Source organism: Lacinutrix sp. C3R15, from assembly GCF_018860825.1.
Taxonomy (GTDB): domain Bacteria; phylum Bacteroidota; class Bacteroidia; order Flavobacteriales; family Flavobacteriaceae; genus Oceanihabitans.
This window is the reverse complement of the sequence record NZ_JAHKPZ010000023.1, coordinates 71,761-87,952: the sequence shown is the minus strand read 5'-3', so window position 1 is coordinate 87,952 and position 16,192 is coordinate 71,761. Positions and strand designations below refer to the sequence as shown.

Sequence of the window (16,192 nt, the reverse complement as noted above, 5' to 3'; positions counted from 1 at the left end):
AATTAATTAACCATAATTGTAATAACAAAAAAGCTGCCAAAGTTTAAAAAACAAATAGCAGCTTGATTATTTTATTAGAAGTTAATTTACTTCTTTTTTTGTGCTTGCTTTTGTTTTTCTGCCTGCTCCATCATTTCAGCCATTTTCTTTTGAAACTTATTTTCTTTCTTAGGCTTCTTTTTATTTTCTTGAATTTTAGCATGTATTTTGTCTTCATCAAGGATATAGTTTTTAATAACTATCATGATACCAATACTAATCACATTAGAAATAAAGTAATACAAACTTAATCCAGAGGCATAGTTATTAAAGAAAAACAACATCATTAATGGGGAAAAGTATATCATATACTTCATCATTTTTGCCATATCAGGCATCCCTTCTTGGGTAGGTTGTGTAGCTACTTGTTGTCCTGTAGTCATTTTCATATAGAAGAAAATTGCTATAGATGCTAATATGGGAAATAAGCTAACGTGGTCTCCATAAAAAGGAATATGAAAAGGAAGTTCTGCTACAACATCATAAGACGATAAATCATCTGCCCAAAGGAAACTTTTTTGTCTTAAATCAAAAGCCGAAGGGAAAAATTGAAACAATGCATAAAACACAGGTAGCTGTATTAAAGCTGGTAAACATCCACTTAACGGACTTGCTCCTGCTTTAGTTTGCAAGGCCATCGTTTCTTGCTGAATTTTCATTTTATTGTCTTTGTACTTTTCTTTTATAGCATCTAACTCAGGCTTAATAATTTTAAGCTTTGCTTGCGATAAAAATTGCTTGTATTGTACAAAGGATAATAATAACTTAATGAATATAGTCATTACTACAATTGCTATTCCGTATGGTAAAAAGGAACTTAGCATAGAGAATAACGGGATAAATAAGAAACGATTTATCCACCCAAAAATCCCCCATCCAAAAGGAATACTGTCTTCTAAACCAATATCGTATTTTTTTAATGTATTATTATCTGTTGGTCCAAAATAAAATTTTAAAGGTTGGCTAAACTCTCCTGCTTGAAGTTCTAACGGTATTCTTGAGGTAAATATTTTTGTAGAAACCGTATCTATTTCTTCATCTAAAACTAAATTTTTAGATGTAATGTCTACTTTTTTCAAAGGGTCATCTGCAACTAATATAGAGCTAAAAAAGTGCTGTCTATACGAAAGCCAGCTTACATCTTCTAAAATTTCATCATCATCACCTGTAGGACTTAATTTATCAATTTTATCTTCTTCATGTTGGTAGGTTAATCTAGTATACCTGTTTTCATAAGAAATACTTTTATCATGTCTAAACGTTTTTAGTTTCCAGTCTAAATTAATTTGTTGCGAACCATTAACAACACTGCTTAATCCTTGTGATTTTATGGTAAAACCTACCATATAATCGTTTGGTTTTAATTCATATCTGTATTCTAAAAATTGTGTAGGAGAAACTTTAAGTTTCATAGAAACTATTGTGTTTTCACCGTTTTTAGTAACATTAGGCTCAAAAAACAGATCTTGAGTATTTAAGTTTCTGTTATCTGTTGTATTAAAACTAATATTAAAGTTTGTGTTTCCTTCTTTAATTAAGTAAATAGGAATAGAATCATAATCTACAAACTCTTTTAACTTAACCTCACTAAGGTAACCACCTTTATTACTAAATTTTAAAGCAAATTTTTCGGTTTCTACTACTGTTTCTTTATCTGTTGCAGAAGGTAATGTAGATGCATAAGCAAAAGCACCTAATTTATTTTTTAAAGCTACTAATTGTAGAGAATCTGTTGTAGAAGTTACCGAATAGTCTTCTGCTGTTGTTACCAAAGTACTTTCTTGGTTTTCTACTTCTTTAGCAGCTTCAACTTGTTCTTGTTTTGCTTTTTCTTGCGCTTCAAGCTCTTCTGGTGTTGGTTGGTTGGTGTACATCATGTACACTAAAATTCCGAATATTAGGATGAATCCTATTATTGAATTAAGGTCTAGTTTTTTTTCTTCCATATTTAATTAATTAAGCCCAGAATGTGTTAAAACTTTTCTAGACTAGAAAGCAGATTACTCAAAAAGCAATCCAATCTTACTTTTATGCCATAGTGACACTTTACTTCTTTTTTTTATGTTTTAATGCAGCTTTTACAAATGCCACAAATAATGGATGCGGATTAGAAACTGTACTTTTATATTCTGGATGATATTGCACACCAACAAACCAAGGATGTGCTGGTATTTCTACAATTTCTACCAAATTAGTTTCTGGGTTTAGCCCTGTTGCCAGCATTCCTGCTGCTTCTATTTGGTCTTTATACTCACTATTAAACTCGTAACGATGTCTATGTCTTTCTTTAATAGCTTCGGTTTTGTATACTTTTGCAACAATACTGTCTTTTTTAAGGTTACAATCCCAAGCTCCTAAACGCATCGTTCCTCCTTTATCTGTAATGGTTTTTTGTTCTTCCATTAAGCTGATAACAGGATTTTTACAAGTTTCATCCATTTCAAATGAATTAGCATCTTCTAGTTTTAGTACGTTTCTTGCAAATTCAATAACTGCCATTTGCATACCCAAACAGATACCAAAAAATGGTATATTATTTTCACGCACAAACTTAACTGCTGCTATTTTACCGTCTATACCACGCTCACCAAAACCTGGAGCTACTAACACACCATCCAGATGTGAAAGCTTCATTTTTATATTATCTACATTTAAATACTCAGAATGTATAGACTCAATATTTACTTTTACTTCATTTTCTGCTCCTGCATGAATAAACGCTTCTAAAATAGATTTATAAGAATCTTGTAACTCTACATATTTACCAATTAAACCAATAGTTACTTCGGTTTTTGGATTTTTATGACGTTGTAAAAACTTATTCCATTGGGTTAAATCAGGAGTATGACTCTCTAAAGCTAATTTTTTTAAGACCACTTTATCTAAGCCTTGTTCTAGCATAAGGTTTGGCACATCATAAATAGTAGAAGCATCTATAGATTGTATTACAGCTTCTTCTCTAACGTTACAAAATTTTGCTAATTTACTGCGTAAATCGCTTGGTAACTCGTGTTCTGTTCTACAAACTAAAATATCTGCCATTACACCACTTTCCATCAATGTTTTTACACTGTGTTGTGTTGGCTTGGTTTTTAATTCTCCAGCAGCAGATAAAAATGGTACAAGTGTTAAATGAATAACGATGGCGTTATTATCTCCTAAATCCCATTTAAGTTGACGTACAGCCTCTACATAAGGAAGCGATTCTATATCACCTACAGTTCCTCCTATTTCTGTAATTACAACATCAAAATCACCAGAGTTTCCAAGAATTTGAATTCTGTTTTTAATTTCGTCTGTAATATGCGGAATTACTTGAACTGTTTTTCCTAAAAACTCTCCTCGACGTTCTTTTTCTATTACACTTTGATAAATACGACCTGTAGTCACGTTATTTGCCTGACTAGTTGGTACGTTTAAAAAACGCTCGTAGTGTCCTAAATCTAAATCGGTTTCTGCTCCATCATCTGTAACATAACATTCACCATGCTCATAAGGATTTAATGTTCCTGGATCTACGTTGATGTAAGGATCTAATTTTTGAATTGTAGTTCTGTAACCTTGAACTTGTAACAGTTTAGCTAATGATGCAGCTATAATGCCTTTTCCAAGCGAAGATGTTACTCCTCCTGTTACAAATATGTATTTTGTTGTAGTTGTCATATTGCGGTGTTAAACGCGAGCAAATTTACAATTTTAAGTTTGAAAGTTTAAGCGTTTGGGAGTTTATTTTTAGAGGAATTAACACCTCGTTTTTGTTAATAATTAGACTGTAATTATAAAAAAACAAACTAAATTAGGTTAACGGTTGCAATAAACACAACAGACCTACAGGATAGAGCAATAAAAATTATAAATCAAATTTTGTATTCTAAAAAAAGGCCTTTGAATTATACAAAATTGTATTTTACAATTTTTAAAACACCTTAACTTAAATAACCATAAACACAAAGGTTATACACAAAAAGCTTAACAACTATAAATATAATTACAAACCAACCAGAATAACACTATTTTTTAGGAAAATTCTTTTGTATGTTTCGTATTAAGTTTTCTAAACCATTTAGTTTTAACATATAAACCGTTTCTAGCATTTCGCCAAGTTTTCCTTTTGGAAATCCTTTATTATGATACCATACCACATAGTATTCTGGCAACTCAATTAAATACCTACCTTCATACTTACCAAACGGCATTTTTGTATGTGCTAATTTTATAAGAAACTCTTTATCTGGCTGCAACATACTTATAACTTGTATTTATCTAGCTTGGCTAATTCTATTTCTATATGATTTTGCCAATGCGATTGAAGTTCATAATTTCTTGAAAAATCTGTTTCTGTATCATACAGTTCTTGAAAATTGGCAAGCTCTTGATTTATTTCTTGATGTATTTTATCTAGTACTACATTTACATCTTGCGACACCTGTAATTGTGCTACTCTTTGTCTAAACTTTCTTGCAAACAATTCTGTAATATTAAAATGAAATTGCTCATGTGCTAATATATGGTTGTCTGCTTGTTTTATTTTAACCCAAGATTTATTAGGATAAAAATGTGCTTCAATTTTAGTATTGAAGCCTACAATATCATTATTCCTTTTTTTTATAGAATAACCAAAAGTAATACCAGAAGCTGTAATTGCTACAGCTTTTGAATCTGATTCTGCTGCTGCTTTAAAATCTGCCCAAGAAAGTGTATTAGACGCACTCCAATTTATGCTTAGCTCCTTTTGTTGAAAAGTGAGAATGCTTATGCAAATAAGAAAGATTCTTAAAAACATTTTATTGCGCGTCTACAATTTGTAAATCGTTATATTTTACAACGTAAACAGTATTATTATAATAACCTCCAAATAAATTTTTATGGTAAGCAAATTTGTTCTCTAAATACTCGGTTAACGGAAATTGGTTTACCGAATTATAAATACTTTCTGAAGCTGAAAGACGTAAAACAACATCTAGCATTAAATCAAAACCTCTAACAGCTGTTTTGTTTGGTGTATCGCCATATTTTTTCTTGTATTCTTGAACAAAACCGTTTGTGTTCTCTTCTGTGTAGGTTTTTGAAACACTAGGAAAATGAAAATTTAGATTAGACAAGTGGTAGTTTGAAATTTCATCATTCTCAAAAGCACTATTCATATCTGTTGTGGCCAACACAATTTTATTCTCCTCATTGTTTAAGGAGTTTAAAATACTAGTAACGTTAGACACAAAAGTGTAGTTTTGGGTTTCTAAAAATATGATATTCTTTCCAGGCTTTAATTTACCTACAATATCATCTTTTAAAACATAATAAGAATCTTTTCCTTCTTTATCTTTTCTAGAATGTATTTGTGATGCTGTACTAAACTCTCTTTTTAAACCATTACTTGTTGCGGCATTTTTAGCATCTGCAATAATAATTACATGACTTTTTGTACTATCTGCCTTTACAAAATTAATCATTTTTGTTTTTAATAATGCAGAAGAAGGCATAGACTGAAATACGTTTTCTGATAATTTTAAATCCTTTAAATTAGGAGAAATTACAGGAACATTATTTTCTTTTAAATGGGAAGCTACATATTCAAAATTTTTAGGCATTAATGGACCTATAACAGCATCTGCATTTTCTAAATTTTTAGAACGTACTAAGTTAGAAACTTCGCTTAATTGATTTTTTGTGTCATACACATCTACCTTTAAAGAAATACCTAGTTTTTTTAAAGAATCTACAGCTAATAAAACTCCGGAATAAAAATCTAATGAAGTACTTAAAAAACGATCGCTTTGTATTTGATTTTTAGCATCAAAAACAGAATCGGCATTTACTCTGTTTAATCTAAAAGGCAATAGTATAGCAATGTTCTTGCTTTCAAAGTTTCTAATATTATTTATTAAACTAGTAGTAGCTACAGTAGTTGCAATTGTAGTATTGGTTACTTCTCCTGTTTCTGCTATGGTATTAGAATATGGTATTTTTAAAACCATACCTGATTTTAATCCGGTTTCTTTAAGTGTTGGGTTTAGAGCCTCTAATTCTTCTTGTTCTAGTTGTAATTTTAATTTTAAACGATAAAACCCTTCTTTTGGTAATACTGTATAATACGAATACCTATCATCTATTTGTTTTACTTCTGTAGTTTCAAGATTAGGTACTTGAATTACCTGCCCTACATTAAGTATTGCTGGCATATTTGGGTTTAAAGCGTCAAGCTCTTCTACAGTAATGCCATACTTATAGGCTATTCTCCACTTTCCTTCTTTTGGTAAAACCGTATAGTCTTTTGTTGTTTTTACGGTTTCTACAACGGTTTTTGTTTTATAAACTGGGATTTTAATTTTATCTCCTTTGCGTAAGTTATTTGCGTATAAGGATGGATTGTGTTTTTTTATTTCGTCTTGGGTTACATTATACTTTTTTGCTAAGCTATAAAGGGTTTCTTTACGTTTTACTTTATGCTCTATAAAATGCTGAAACTCTTTAACAGTTGTACTTGTAGTTTTAGGAGTTGCAATTTTAGACGCAGGAATAATAAGAACCGCATTTTCTTTTAGTTCTTTTTTAGCATCTGGATTTAAACTATAAATATCATAAGGAGTTACACTGTATTGCTTTGCAATGCTCTCAATAGTTTCTCCTGATTTTACTCGATGCGTATTATAGTTTTGTGCTTGTGCTTTAGTTGCACAACTGAATACTAAAACTAAACTAAATATGTATATTAAATTTTTCATATATTATTTATACGTTCTTAATTGCGTTAAGGATTGCAGTGTAAATCCTTTTTTATTTTTCTTAAAAAAGATTGCAACGTAAAGCCTGACTTTTTGTGCTTCTGCAAGGTTTTTTTTTAACCTTGTAGGAGCACAAAAAGGAACGCCCAAATAAGTATAACTTATTGAACATGGCTAATTAAAGATACATTTTTTGTTCCTTAATAAATCACCCGAAGTGTTTCTTTTTTATTCCCACTCAATGGTTGCTGGTGGCTTGCTGCTAATATCGTACACTACTCTATTAACGCCTTTTACTTTGTTTATTATCTCGTTTGAGGTTTTTTGTAAAAAATCATACGGTAAATTTACCCAATCTGCGGTCATACCATCTGTACTTTCTACTGCACGAAGCGCTACACATTTTTCATACGTACGCTCGTCTCCCATTACTCCTACACTATTTACTGGTAGTAAGATTGCTCCTGCTTGCCAAACGCTATCATATAGATTCCATTTTTTTAAGTTGTTTATAAAAACAGCATCTACTTCTTGTAAAATACGCACTTTTTCTGGAGTGATATCTCCTAAAATACGTATTGCTAGTCCTGGTCCTGGAAATGGATGACGACCTAATAAGGCTTTGTCCATATGCATTGATGCACCTACACGACGCACCTCATCTTTGAATAATGCTTTAAGAGGTTCTACAATTTTAAGTTTCATAAAATCTGGTAAACCACCTACATTATGATGACTTTTTATGGTTGCACTAGGACCTCCTGTTGCTGATACACTCTCAATAACATCTGGATAAATAGTACCTTGTGCTAGCCATTTTACGTCTTCTATTTGGTGTGCTTCATCATCAAAAACCTCAATGAACACGCGACCAATTGCTTTACGCTTTTTTTCTGGATCGCTTTCTCCTGCAAGTGCATCCAAAAAGCGTGCCGAAGCGTCAACACCTTTTACATTTAAGCCCATACCTTGGTATTGGTCTAATACACTTTGGTATTCGTTTTTACGTAATAAACCATTATTAACAAAGATACAGTATAGGTTTTTACCTATTGCTTTATGAAGTAACATTGCTGCTACAGAGGAGTCTACGCCTCCAGATAAACCTAAAACTACTTTATCGTCTTTTAATTGATCTTTTAAATCTTGAACGGTTTCTTCTACAAAAGAATCTGGTGTCCAGTCTTGTTCTAGATTAGCTATATTTACTAAGAAATTTTCTAATAATTGTTTTCCGTCTGTAGAGTGATATACTTCTGGGTGAAATTGTATGGCGTAGGTTTGCTCTCCTTCTATTTTATAGGCAGCATTTTCTACATCATGTGTACTTGCTAAAAGTACAGCGTTTGTTGGTAATGTTTTTATAGTATCACTATGACTCATCCAAACTTGACTGCCTTTTGAAATGGTTCCGAAAAAAGGATCATTTTCTTTTACATAGCTTAAATTAGCTCTACCATACTCTCTAGTATTTGAAGGTGCTACTTCACCTCCTGAGAAGTGAGCTAAATATTGCGCACCATAGCATACTGCTAGTAATGGTTTTTTGCCTCTTATTTTAGATAAATCTGGATGTAAAACGTCTTCTCCACGAACAGAGTTAGGGCTACCAGAAAGAATTACTGCTTTGTAATCTTCTATGTTTGACGGAATTTTGTTGAATGGATGTATTTCGGATAAGATGTTAAGTTCTCTAACTCTTCGCGCAATTAGCTGTGTGTATTGCGATCCGAAATCTAATATAAGTACCTTGTTGTGTTGCATGCGCAAAAATAGCAATTGATTTTTGAATGACGAATTACCATTTAGTATTTTTTAAAAAATTTTTTAAAAATTTACTTTCTAGAAAATGAAAGAGATGCTTTTACAAACTGCATCAACTTTTTCTAATAGTTATGTTGCTAATAAAACACCAACTATTGTCCTATATTTTTATTGAGTTACAGTAAAATAGTTTTGTTACTAACAACAACTTTACATGGTTAATATGGTGAAATTGCCTTGTAATGGTTTTAATTCTTCTATTAATTTTGGTACTAGTTGCTCTCCAAATTCTAAGTATAACTCAGAAAAATTAGTATTACGTTCTTGCAAGCTCGCATTAGGAAACAGCTGGTTTTGTAGCTCTGTCATGCGTGCTACCTGGTCTTTTAATTTGCGCTTTTGGGCTGTAAGTAATCTTTTTTCTAGATGTTGTAAACCGTTTAACTGCTTTTTTTCTTGTGCTGCAACTGCGCCAATAAAAGATTTATCTGTTTTTTGGGCTAATGCATATAAGTCTTTAAACTGTTGTTGTAATTGCTTTAATTGCTCAGAAAAATCAATATCTATATTAGATATTTGTCTTACTTTTTTGTTTATAAATGCATCACGCTTTAAAAAAAGATCTTCATTGGTAATATGTAGTTTTGTTAATTTATCTGCTTGTTTTTGTGTTTTTATTAAAACAGAATTACGCAATAACAGCATAGGAAAAGGAACCTGTAAAGCTTTAAAATTATCTTTTAATTGCAACCAATAGGCCAACTCACCACCACCACCTATATAACAAAGGTTTGGTAAAATAACTTCTTGATATAATGGTCGCATAATCACATTTGGAGAAAATCTTTGCGGATTTTCTTTTACCTCTTGTAATATTTCTTCTTTACTAAAAGAAATATTACTATTAAGCACTTTATATTCTTGGTCTTCATAAACAATACGTTCGCGAAGATTTTTGGTTAAATAAAATAAATTTATCTCTCTTGGGTTAACTTGTATTTTGTTAACATTTGGCAACTGGCTTAACTTTTCATTTGTTTTAGATACAACATTAAAGGAGGTTTGTTTTAAAAGTTCTTCTTCTATATAAGGAACAAATAGTTGTTTTAAGCTTTTGTTATTTGCTTCTACAACAACCAAACCGTATGCTGAAAACAAAGCATTTGCTAAATACAATGTAGCATCGGCAAGCGTATTGTGTTTTAAATAGGCAGATTGAAATAAATCTCTTAGCGTATCTGCATTTTTTCCTGCACCTAATTCTTTAGTAAAAACATCAAACACCTTATCTAAACCTTGGGTTGAAAGTTCACCAACAGCTCCTGAAGCTTCTCTATTCCATTGTACTTTTTTACCTTTAAAGTTGAAATAGTTAATTTCATCAAAATCATGATCTTCGGTTGCCATCCAATAGATTGGCACAAAATTACAATCTGGGTATTTTTGTTTTAATTGCGAAGCTAAATTGATCGTAGAAACAATTTTATATAAAAAATACAAAGGACCTGTAAATAGGTTTAGTTGATGCCCTGTTGTTATAGTAAAGGTATTTTCTAGCTTTAAATTTTCAATATTTTGAAGCGTTTTTGTAGAAGCTTCTATGTTTTTATATTGTTCTTTTATGGCTTTTGCTAAAATGTTTCGGTTATGTACAGAAACCATTTCTGATTGACGTTTTTCTTCTATCTGTGCTTTAAAATTTTCAAGCTTAGGAAAATTATTATAAAACGGCTGCAGTTCTTTTTTTTCTTCTAAATAATCGCAGATTAACGTTGAAAAATAATTAGTTTTTTTAAAAGTAATACATTCTGTTGGCATAGTTACCTTCAATATTTTTTTGTAAAGATACAGTGATTAATTATTTGTTTATAGGTATTCTATCTTCACTTTTATATTTTTTTATTTAAATTAAAAAGTAAATACCTTATCTTTAGTGTTTTATAAACCCTAAAACTGTTATAGTAAATATTTTCATGAAAAAAACAGCTATTCTTTTCCCGTTTCTTTTTTTAACAACAGTATTAGCGTTACAAGATTGTAACAAAAGTGATGAAAAATCTAATACTTTTATACAAAATAATGTTAATACTAACACAATAACCATATTACCTTTAGGTGATTCTAGAGTGGAAGGTGCTACCAGTAACTCTGTAAGCTACAGGTATGATTTATGGAAAAACCTAACATCTAACCAATGGAATTTTGATTATATAGGTACTCAAAATGACAATACTGTGTACCCTTTACTTTTAGGAAAATCTTTTGATCCTGACCACGAAGGCATAGGAGGTTCTGAAACCGAAGACATACTAGAAAACATAAATGAAGTTCTTGAAAGCTCAGGAACTCCTGATGTTGTGTTATTGGGTATTGGCGGAAATGATTTAGTTAGAAATATTCCTGTTACAGAAATAATAGATAACCTTAATCAAATTATAGATATTTTACAGAACGACAATACCAACGTTACTATATTTTTAGAACGTATTGCTCCTGGAAGATCTAATGTTATGACAAATGAAACTACAGAAACCTACAATGTATTTTTAGAAAACCTTGCCGTTTTATCTTTAGAACAAACCAATGAAACCTCTAAAATTATTCTTGTAGATATGGCTAGCAATTGGACCGATGCTTATATGGCAGATAATTTGCACTACAACCAATTAGGCGCAAAAGAAATAGCAGACAGGTATTATGAAGCTATTATTGAAAATTTAAACAAATAACTTATATCACTTCACCATACAGGTCAAAATCTTCTGCCTCTGTAATTTTTACAGTTACAAACTCTGCTGTTTTTAAATAGGTTTTACTAGCATCTATAAGTACTTCGTTATCTACATCTGGACTATCAAACTCCGTTCTACCAACAAAATAATTACCTTCTTTTCTATCTATAACTACTTTAAACTCTTCACCTATTTTTTGCTGATTCAATTCCCAAGAAATTTGTGATTGAATTTCCATGATTTGATTAGCACGATCTATTTTTACTTCTTCTGGCACATCATCTTCTAAGTTAAAAGCATGGGTGTTTTCTTCATGAGAATACGTAAAACAACCTAAACGCTCAAAACGCATATCTTGAACCCATTGTTTTAATTCTTGAAAATTTTCTTCGGTTTCACCAGGATAACCAACAATTAAGGTGGTCCTTATTGTCATATTTGGTACAGCTTCTCTAAACTGCCCTATTAGCTTTGTGGTTTTTGCTTTTGTGGTACCACGACGCATACTTTTTAGAATATTATCTGAAATATGTTGTAACGGAATATCTAAATAGTTACAAATTTTTGGTTCTCTATTCATAACATCTAACACGTCTAACGGAAACCCTGTTGGAAATGCATAATGCAAACGAATCCATTCTACACCTTCTACTTTTACTAAAGCTTCAAGTAATTCTGCTAAGTTTCGTTTTTTATATAAATCTAAACCATAATAGGTTAAATCCTGTGCAATAAGAATAAGCTCTTTAACGCCATTTGCTGCTAATTTTTCTGCTTCAACAACCAATTCTTCAATAGGTGTACTTTTATGTTTTCCACGCATTAACGGGATGGCACAAAAACTACAAGGTCTGTCGCAACCTTCGGCTATTTTTAAATACGCATAGTTTTTTGGAGTGGTTGTTAAACGCTCTCCAATAAGTTCATGCTTATAATCTGCACCTAAGGCCTTTAATAATTGAGGTAACTCTGTAGTACCAAAATAGGCATCTACATTAGGAATTTCTTTTTGTAAGTCTGGTTTATATCTTTCAGAAAGACAACCAGTAACAAATACTTTATCTACTTCTCCTGCCTCTTTTTTCTGCATGAAATCTAGAATAGTATTAACACTTTCTTCTTTTGCATTATTAATAAAACCACAAGTATTTATTACAACAACATTACCTTCTTCTTCATGTACAACCTCTTTGCCACTAGCTTTAAGTTGTCCCATTAGCACTTCGCTATCATACACATTTTTACTACATCCTAAAGTAACAACGTTGATTTTATTTTTTTTAAGTGACTTTGTTCTCATATATACATTCAAAAAAATGTTCCCAATTTATGGAATCATTAATTATACTTCTTCTAAAATTCAGGCTGCAAAGATACAACCTTAATTAAACCTTTTATATATTTAACCATCTTAAATTAAAACAACCACATGAAAAATAAAGGATATTTATTATTATTTACACTATTTGGCCTTTTTAGTTGTGCTACTTCAGATAACGAAATCGTTGAAGAGGACAATGCAGTTGATTCAATTTACTTTCCACCAATAGCATCTAATACCTGGGAAACAACTTCTATTTCTGAAATTGGCTGGAACGAAAACAACCTACAATCTCTATTGGATTTTTTAGAAGAAAAAAACACCAAAAGCTTTATCATGCTTTACAACGGAAGAATTGTTGTAGAAGAATATATGAATGACCACACAGCTACTTCCTCTTGGTATTGGGCTAGTGCAGGAAAAACACTAACAGCAACATTAACAGGTATTGCAGAAGATGAAGGCTTACTAGATATTAATAATAAAGTATCTGATTATTTAGAAACTGGATGGACCAGCGCTACTACAGAAAAAGAAAACTTAATTACAAGCAAACATCTATTGTCTATGAGTTCTGGTTTAGACGATAGTCTAGGAGACAATGTTGCACCAGAAAACCTACAATACATTGCAGATGCTGGACAACGTTGGGCGTACCATAATGTATATGTAAAATTACAAGATATTGTTGCGCAAGCAAGCAACCAAACATGGTCTACTTATTTTAATGAAAAATTAAAAGACAGAATTGGCATGTCTGGAAGCTGGTTACCTCTAGGAGACTTAAGCGTGTACTGGAGCAATACAAGAAGTATGGCACGTTTTGGTTTACTTGTTTCTGCCAACGGAAAATGGGATGACACTCAAATAGTATCACAAAACTTTTTACAAGCAGCTACTAACACATCACAAAACATCAATAAAGCTTATGGCTATTTATGGTGGTTAAACGGAAAAACCAGTTACCATTTACCTGCTACTCAATTAGAGTTTACAGGCTCCTTAATACCTAATGCGCCAAATGATATGTTTGCTGCTTTAGGTAAAAACGATCAAAAAATTTATGTAGTACCTAGTAAAAACCTAGTAGTTATTAGAATGGGTGAAGCTGCAGACGATTCTAATTTTGCGCTTTCTACATTTGATAATGATTTATGGGAAAAAATAAATCTTGTAATAAATTAAAACAACTACTTCTAACACCAAAATTGGCAAAACAAAACCTTTACTTCTTCTTTTAATATCTATTTACCCAAATTTTCATTTATTACTTTAACAACTTGTGCTAAATAGCGCAAGTTTTATACAAAGAACGCATCTTAAAGTTACAACAATACTCTAAAAAGCGTTTTCATTTTTTAGAGATACTCAAAAAAAATGATAGTTTGAATAGTAAATACCAACTAGTTTTCGTTATTCTTTTTTGTTTTACACTACAAATCCAGGCACAATTATGCGAAGGTAGCTTAGGAGATCCCGTTGTAGAAATAGATTTTGGCTCTGGATCAGGAACCGGAAGTGCTTTAGGCAGCAACATTACTGCTTTTACGTATAGTTCTGTTGGTGAATTAGACGAAGGAGAGTACACAATAGCAAACACAACAAGCGGCTTAAAAGGAAACGCATGGCATACAACTACAGACCATACAGGAAACACAAATGGTTATATGATGGTAATTAATAGTGCTGTACTTGCCGATGAAGGTATTTTTTACAACAAAACCGTAACAGGTCTTTGTGCAGATACTACTTATGAGTTTTCTGCTTGGCTTATTAATTTAATGAATCCAAGTGTTGGAACCGATGAATACCATCCTGATGTAACCTTTAGAATAAGCGACACCTCTGGTAATATTTTAGGTTCTTATAATACAGGAGATATTAATCAAACCTCTTCGGGTACTTGGTTACAATATGGTTTTTTTTTCACCTTAGAAAGTGAAACAGAAGCTGTAATAAGCATACTAAACTCTGCTCCTAGTGCACATCCTGGTAATGATATTGCGCTGGATGACATTACATTTAAGCCTTGTGGACCAACAATAACAAACAGTATTGCAGGAGAAGAAGACACAAGTTTAGTGGTTTGCCAAAATGAAACTATTAGCTACAATTTTCAAGCCTCTATTTCTTCTGGCTATTCTAATCCGCAATACCAATGGCAATACTCAGACGACAACGGATTAACATGGATAGATATTGCTGGAGCAACAACCACAACATACACCTACTCAGACACAAGTATTGCTGGAACGTTTTTATACCGATTAACCGCTGCTAATGGTAGTAATATTAATACAGAATCCTGCAGGATTACATCAGATATTTTTAATGTTGAAGTAATTGAAACTCCAGAAATTACTACCGCAGAAACAGAACAAACGTTCTGTACAACACAAAATGCAACCGTTAGTGATATTGAAGTAAGCGCAGCTGCTATTTGGTATGATGCACCAACAAATGGAAATGTACTACCCGAAACAACCAGTTTAGTTGATAATACTATTTACTATGCTACAAATATTAATTCAAACGGTTGTGAAAGCGAAGACAGGTTAGCTATTACTATACACTTGATATTTCCAACTTTAGTTATAAATGATGTATTACCAACTGTTTGTGATGCATATAATGATGCTACTGAAATTATAGATTTAACGAGCTACGAATTAGATATAACCGATTGTTTGGATTGTGAATTTAGTTATTTTACAACCTATGTATCAGCTGAAAATTATTTAGAAGATGACCTTATTTCTGCTCCAACAGATTTTGAATGGTTAGAAAACACATATAGTGTATATGTAAGAATTGACTCGTCTGACAATTGTTATCAAATTGCAGAAATTAGCATTCTTTTTCAAGAATCTCCAATCATACCAATAGCAGACTCTGTTGGTATTTGTGAAGGAGAAAACACAATTACAATAGATGCTGGAGCTGGTTTTGATAGTTATTTATGGTCTAACGGAAGTACAGCACAAGAAATTACCGTTGCTATTGAAAATATTGGTGAATACGCTGTAACTGTTACTCAAGATTATACAAATTACACCTGTTCTTCAACAAAAAACTTTGAAGTAGTAATATCTAACACTGCAGTTATCTCTAATATAATTGTAAAAGATTGGACAGATAACCAAAATACTATTACAGTTAATTTATCTGATTTAAGTTTAGGAGATTATGAATACTCTTTAGACGCAATAACTTATCAAGACAGTAATGTATTTACAGGGCTAACTCCTGGAGAATACACCGTTTATGTTAGAGACAAAAATGGTTGTGGTATAACAGAAGAACTGGTGTATATACTTAGTTATCCTAAATTCTTCACTCCTAATGGAGATAGCTATAATGACACTTGGTCTATTCCTTTTTCTGAAACGGAACCTAGCATGATTATTAAAATATTTAACAGGTATGGAAAGCTTCTAAAAACACTAAATGCTAGTTCTTCTTGGGATGGCACTTTTAACGGACAATACATGCCAAATTCAGATTATTGGTTTACCGTAAATCGAACTAATGGCAAAAGTAATTCTGGTCATTTTACCCTAAAAAGATGAAAAATATAATTTTACAGAGGTAAGATTACACTATTTACTACTGCT

At 31.7% G+C, this 16,192-nt stretch carries 11 protein-coding genes; 3 read left to right on the top strand and 8 right to left on the bottom strand.

The features are described from left to right. Window positions 1-86: 86 nt before the first annotated feature. The 7 genes from yidC to bshC form a co-directional block, all read right to left on the bottom strand. Complete coding sequence (yidC, locus tag KO494_RS08190; RefSeq protein WP_215967117.1) at window positions 87-1,985, bottom strand: membrane protein insertase YidC; 1,899 nt, start codon at window positions 1,983-1,985, stop codon at window positions 87-89. A gap of 100 nt (window positions 1,986-2,085) precedes the next feature. Then, complete coding sequence (locus tag KO494_RS08185; protein ID WP_215967116.1) at window positions 2,086-3,702, bottom strand: CTP synthase; 1,617 nt, start codon at window positions 3,700-3,702, stop codon at window positions 2,086-2,088. A gap of 347 nt (window positions 3,703-4,049) precedes the next feature. Next, entirely contained in the window at window positions 4,050-4,283 is a 234-nt protein-coding gene (locus tag KO494_RS08180; protein WP_371742858.1) for a DUF3820 family protein, read from the bottom strand. Between the two features lie 2 nt (window positions 4,284-4,285). Beyond that, window positions 4,286-4,822: a DUF922 domain-containing protein gene (locus tag KO494_RS08175; protein ID WP_215967115.1), complete on the bottom strand. Its 537-nt coding sequence runs from the start codon at window positions 4,820-4,822 to the stop codon at window positions 4,286-4,288. A gap of 1 nt (window position 4,823) precedes the next feature. Beyond that, window positions 4,824-6,761, bottom strand: coding sequence for a LysM peptidoglycan-binding domain-containing protein (locus KO494_RS08170; RefSeq protein WP_215967114.1), 1,938 nt, complete (start codon window positions 6,759-6,761; stop codon window positions 4,824-4,826). Window positions 6,762-6,989: 228 nt separating this feature from the next. After that, on the bottom strand, window positions 6,990-8,525 hold the full coding sequence (guaA, locus tag KO494_RS08165) for a glutamine-hydrolyzing GMP synthase (RefSeq protein WP_215967113.1): 1,536 nt from the start codon (window positions 8,523-8,525) through the stop codon (window positions 6,990-6,992). Between the two features lie 210 nt (window positions 8,526-8,735). Further along, window positions 8,736-10,343, bottom strand: a complete 1,608-nt coding sequence (bshC, locus tag KO494_RS08160; protein WP_215967112.1) for a bacillithiol biosynthesis cysteine-adding enzyme BshC — start codon at window positions 10,341-10,343, stop codon at window positions 8,736-8,738. 155 nt (window positions 10,344-10,498) lie between these two features. On the opposite strand from bshC, the gene KO494_RS08155 reads away from it, so the two are divergent. Then, complete coding sequence (locus KO494_RS08155; protein ID WP_215967111.1) at window positions 10,499-11,254, top strand: GDSL-type esterase/lipase family protein; 756 nt, start codon at window positions 10,499-10,501, stop codon at window positions 11,252-11,254. Between the two features lies 1 nt (window position 11,255). Here KO494_RS08155 and rimO read toward each other — a convergent pair whose 3' ends face one another. After that, the gene (gene rimO / locus KO494_RS08150) at window positions 11,256-12,557 is read right to left on the bottom strand and encodes a 30S ribosomal protein S12 methylthiotransferase RimO (RefSeq protein ID WP_215967110.1); all 1,302 of its coding nucleotides are present in this window, start codon (window positions 12,555-12,557) and stop codon (window positions 11,256-11,258) included. A 129-nt stretch (window positions 12,558-12,686) separates the two neighbouring features. Between rimO and KO494_RS08145 the strand changes: the two genes are divergently transcribed. Next, window positions 12,687-13,763, top strand: coding sequence for a serine hydrolase (locus KO494_RS08145; RefSeq protein WP_215967109.1), 1,077 nt, complete (start codon window positions 12,687-12,689; stop codon window positions 13,761-13,763). A gap of 200 nt (window positions 13,764-13,963) precedes the next feature. After that, on the top strand, window positions 13,964-16,147 hold the full coding sequence (locus KO494_RS08140) for a T9SS type B sorting domain-containing protein (protein WP_215967108.1): 2,184 nt from the start codon (window positions 13,964-13,966) through the stop codon (window positions 16,145-16,147). The last annotated feature ends 45 nt before the right edge of the window (window positions 16,148-16,192 follow it).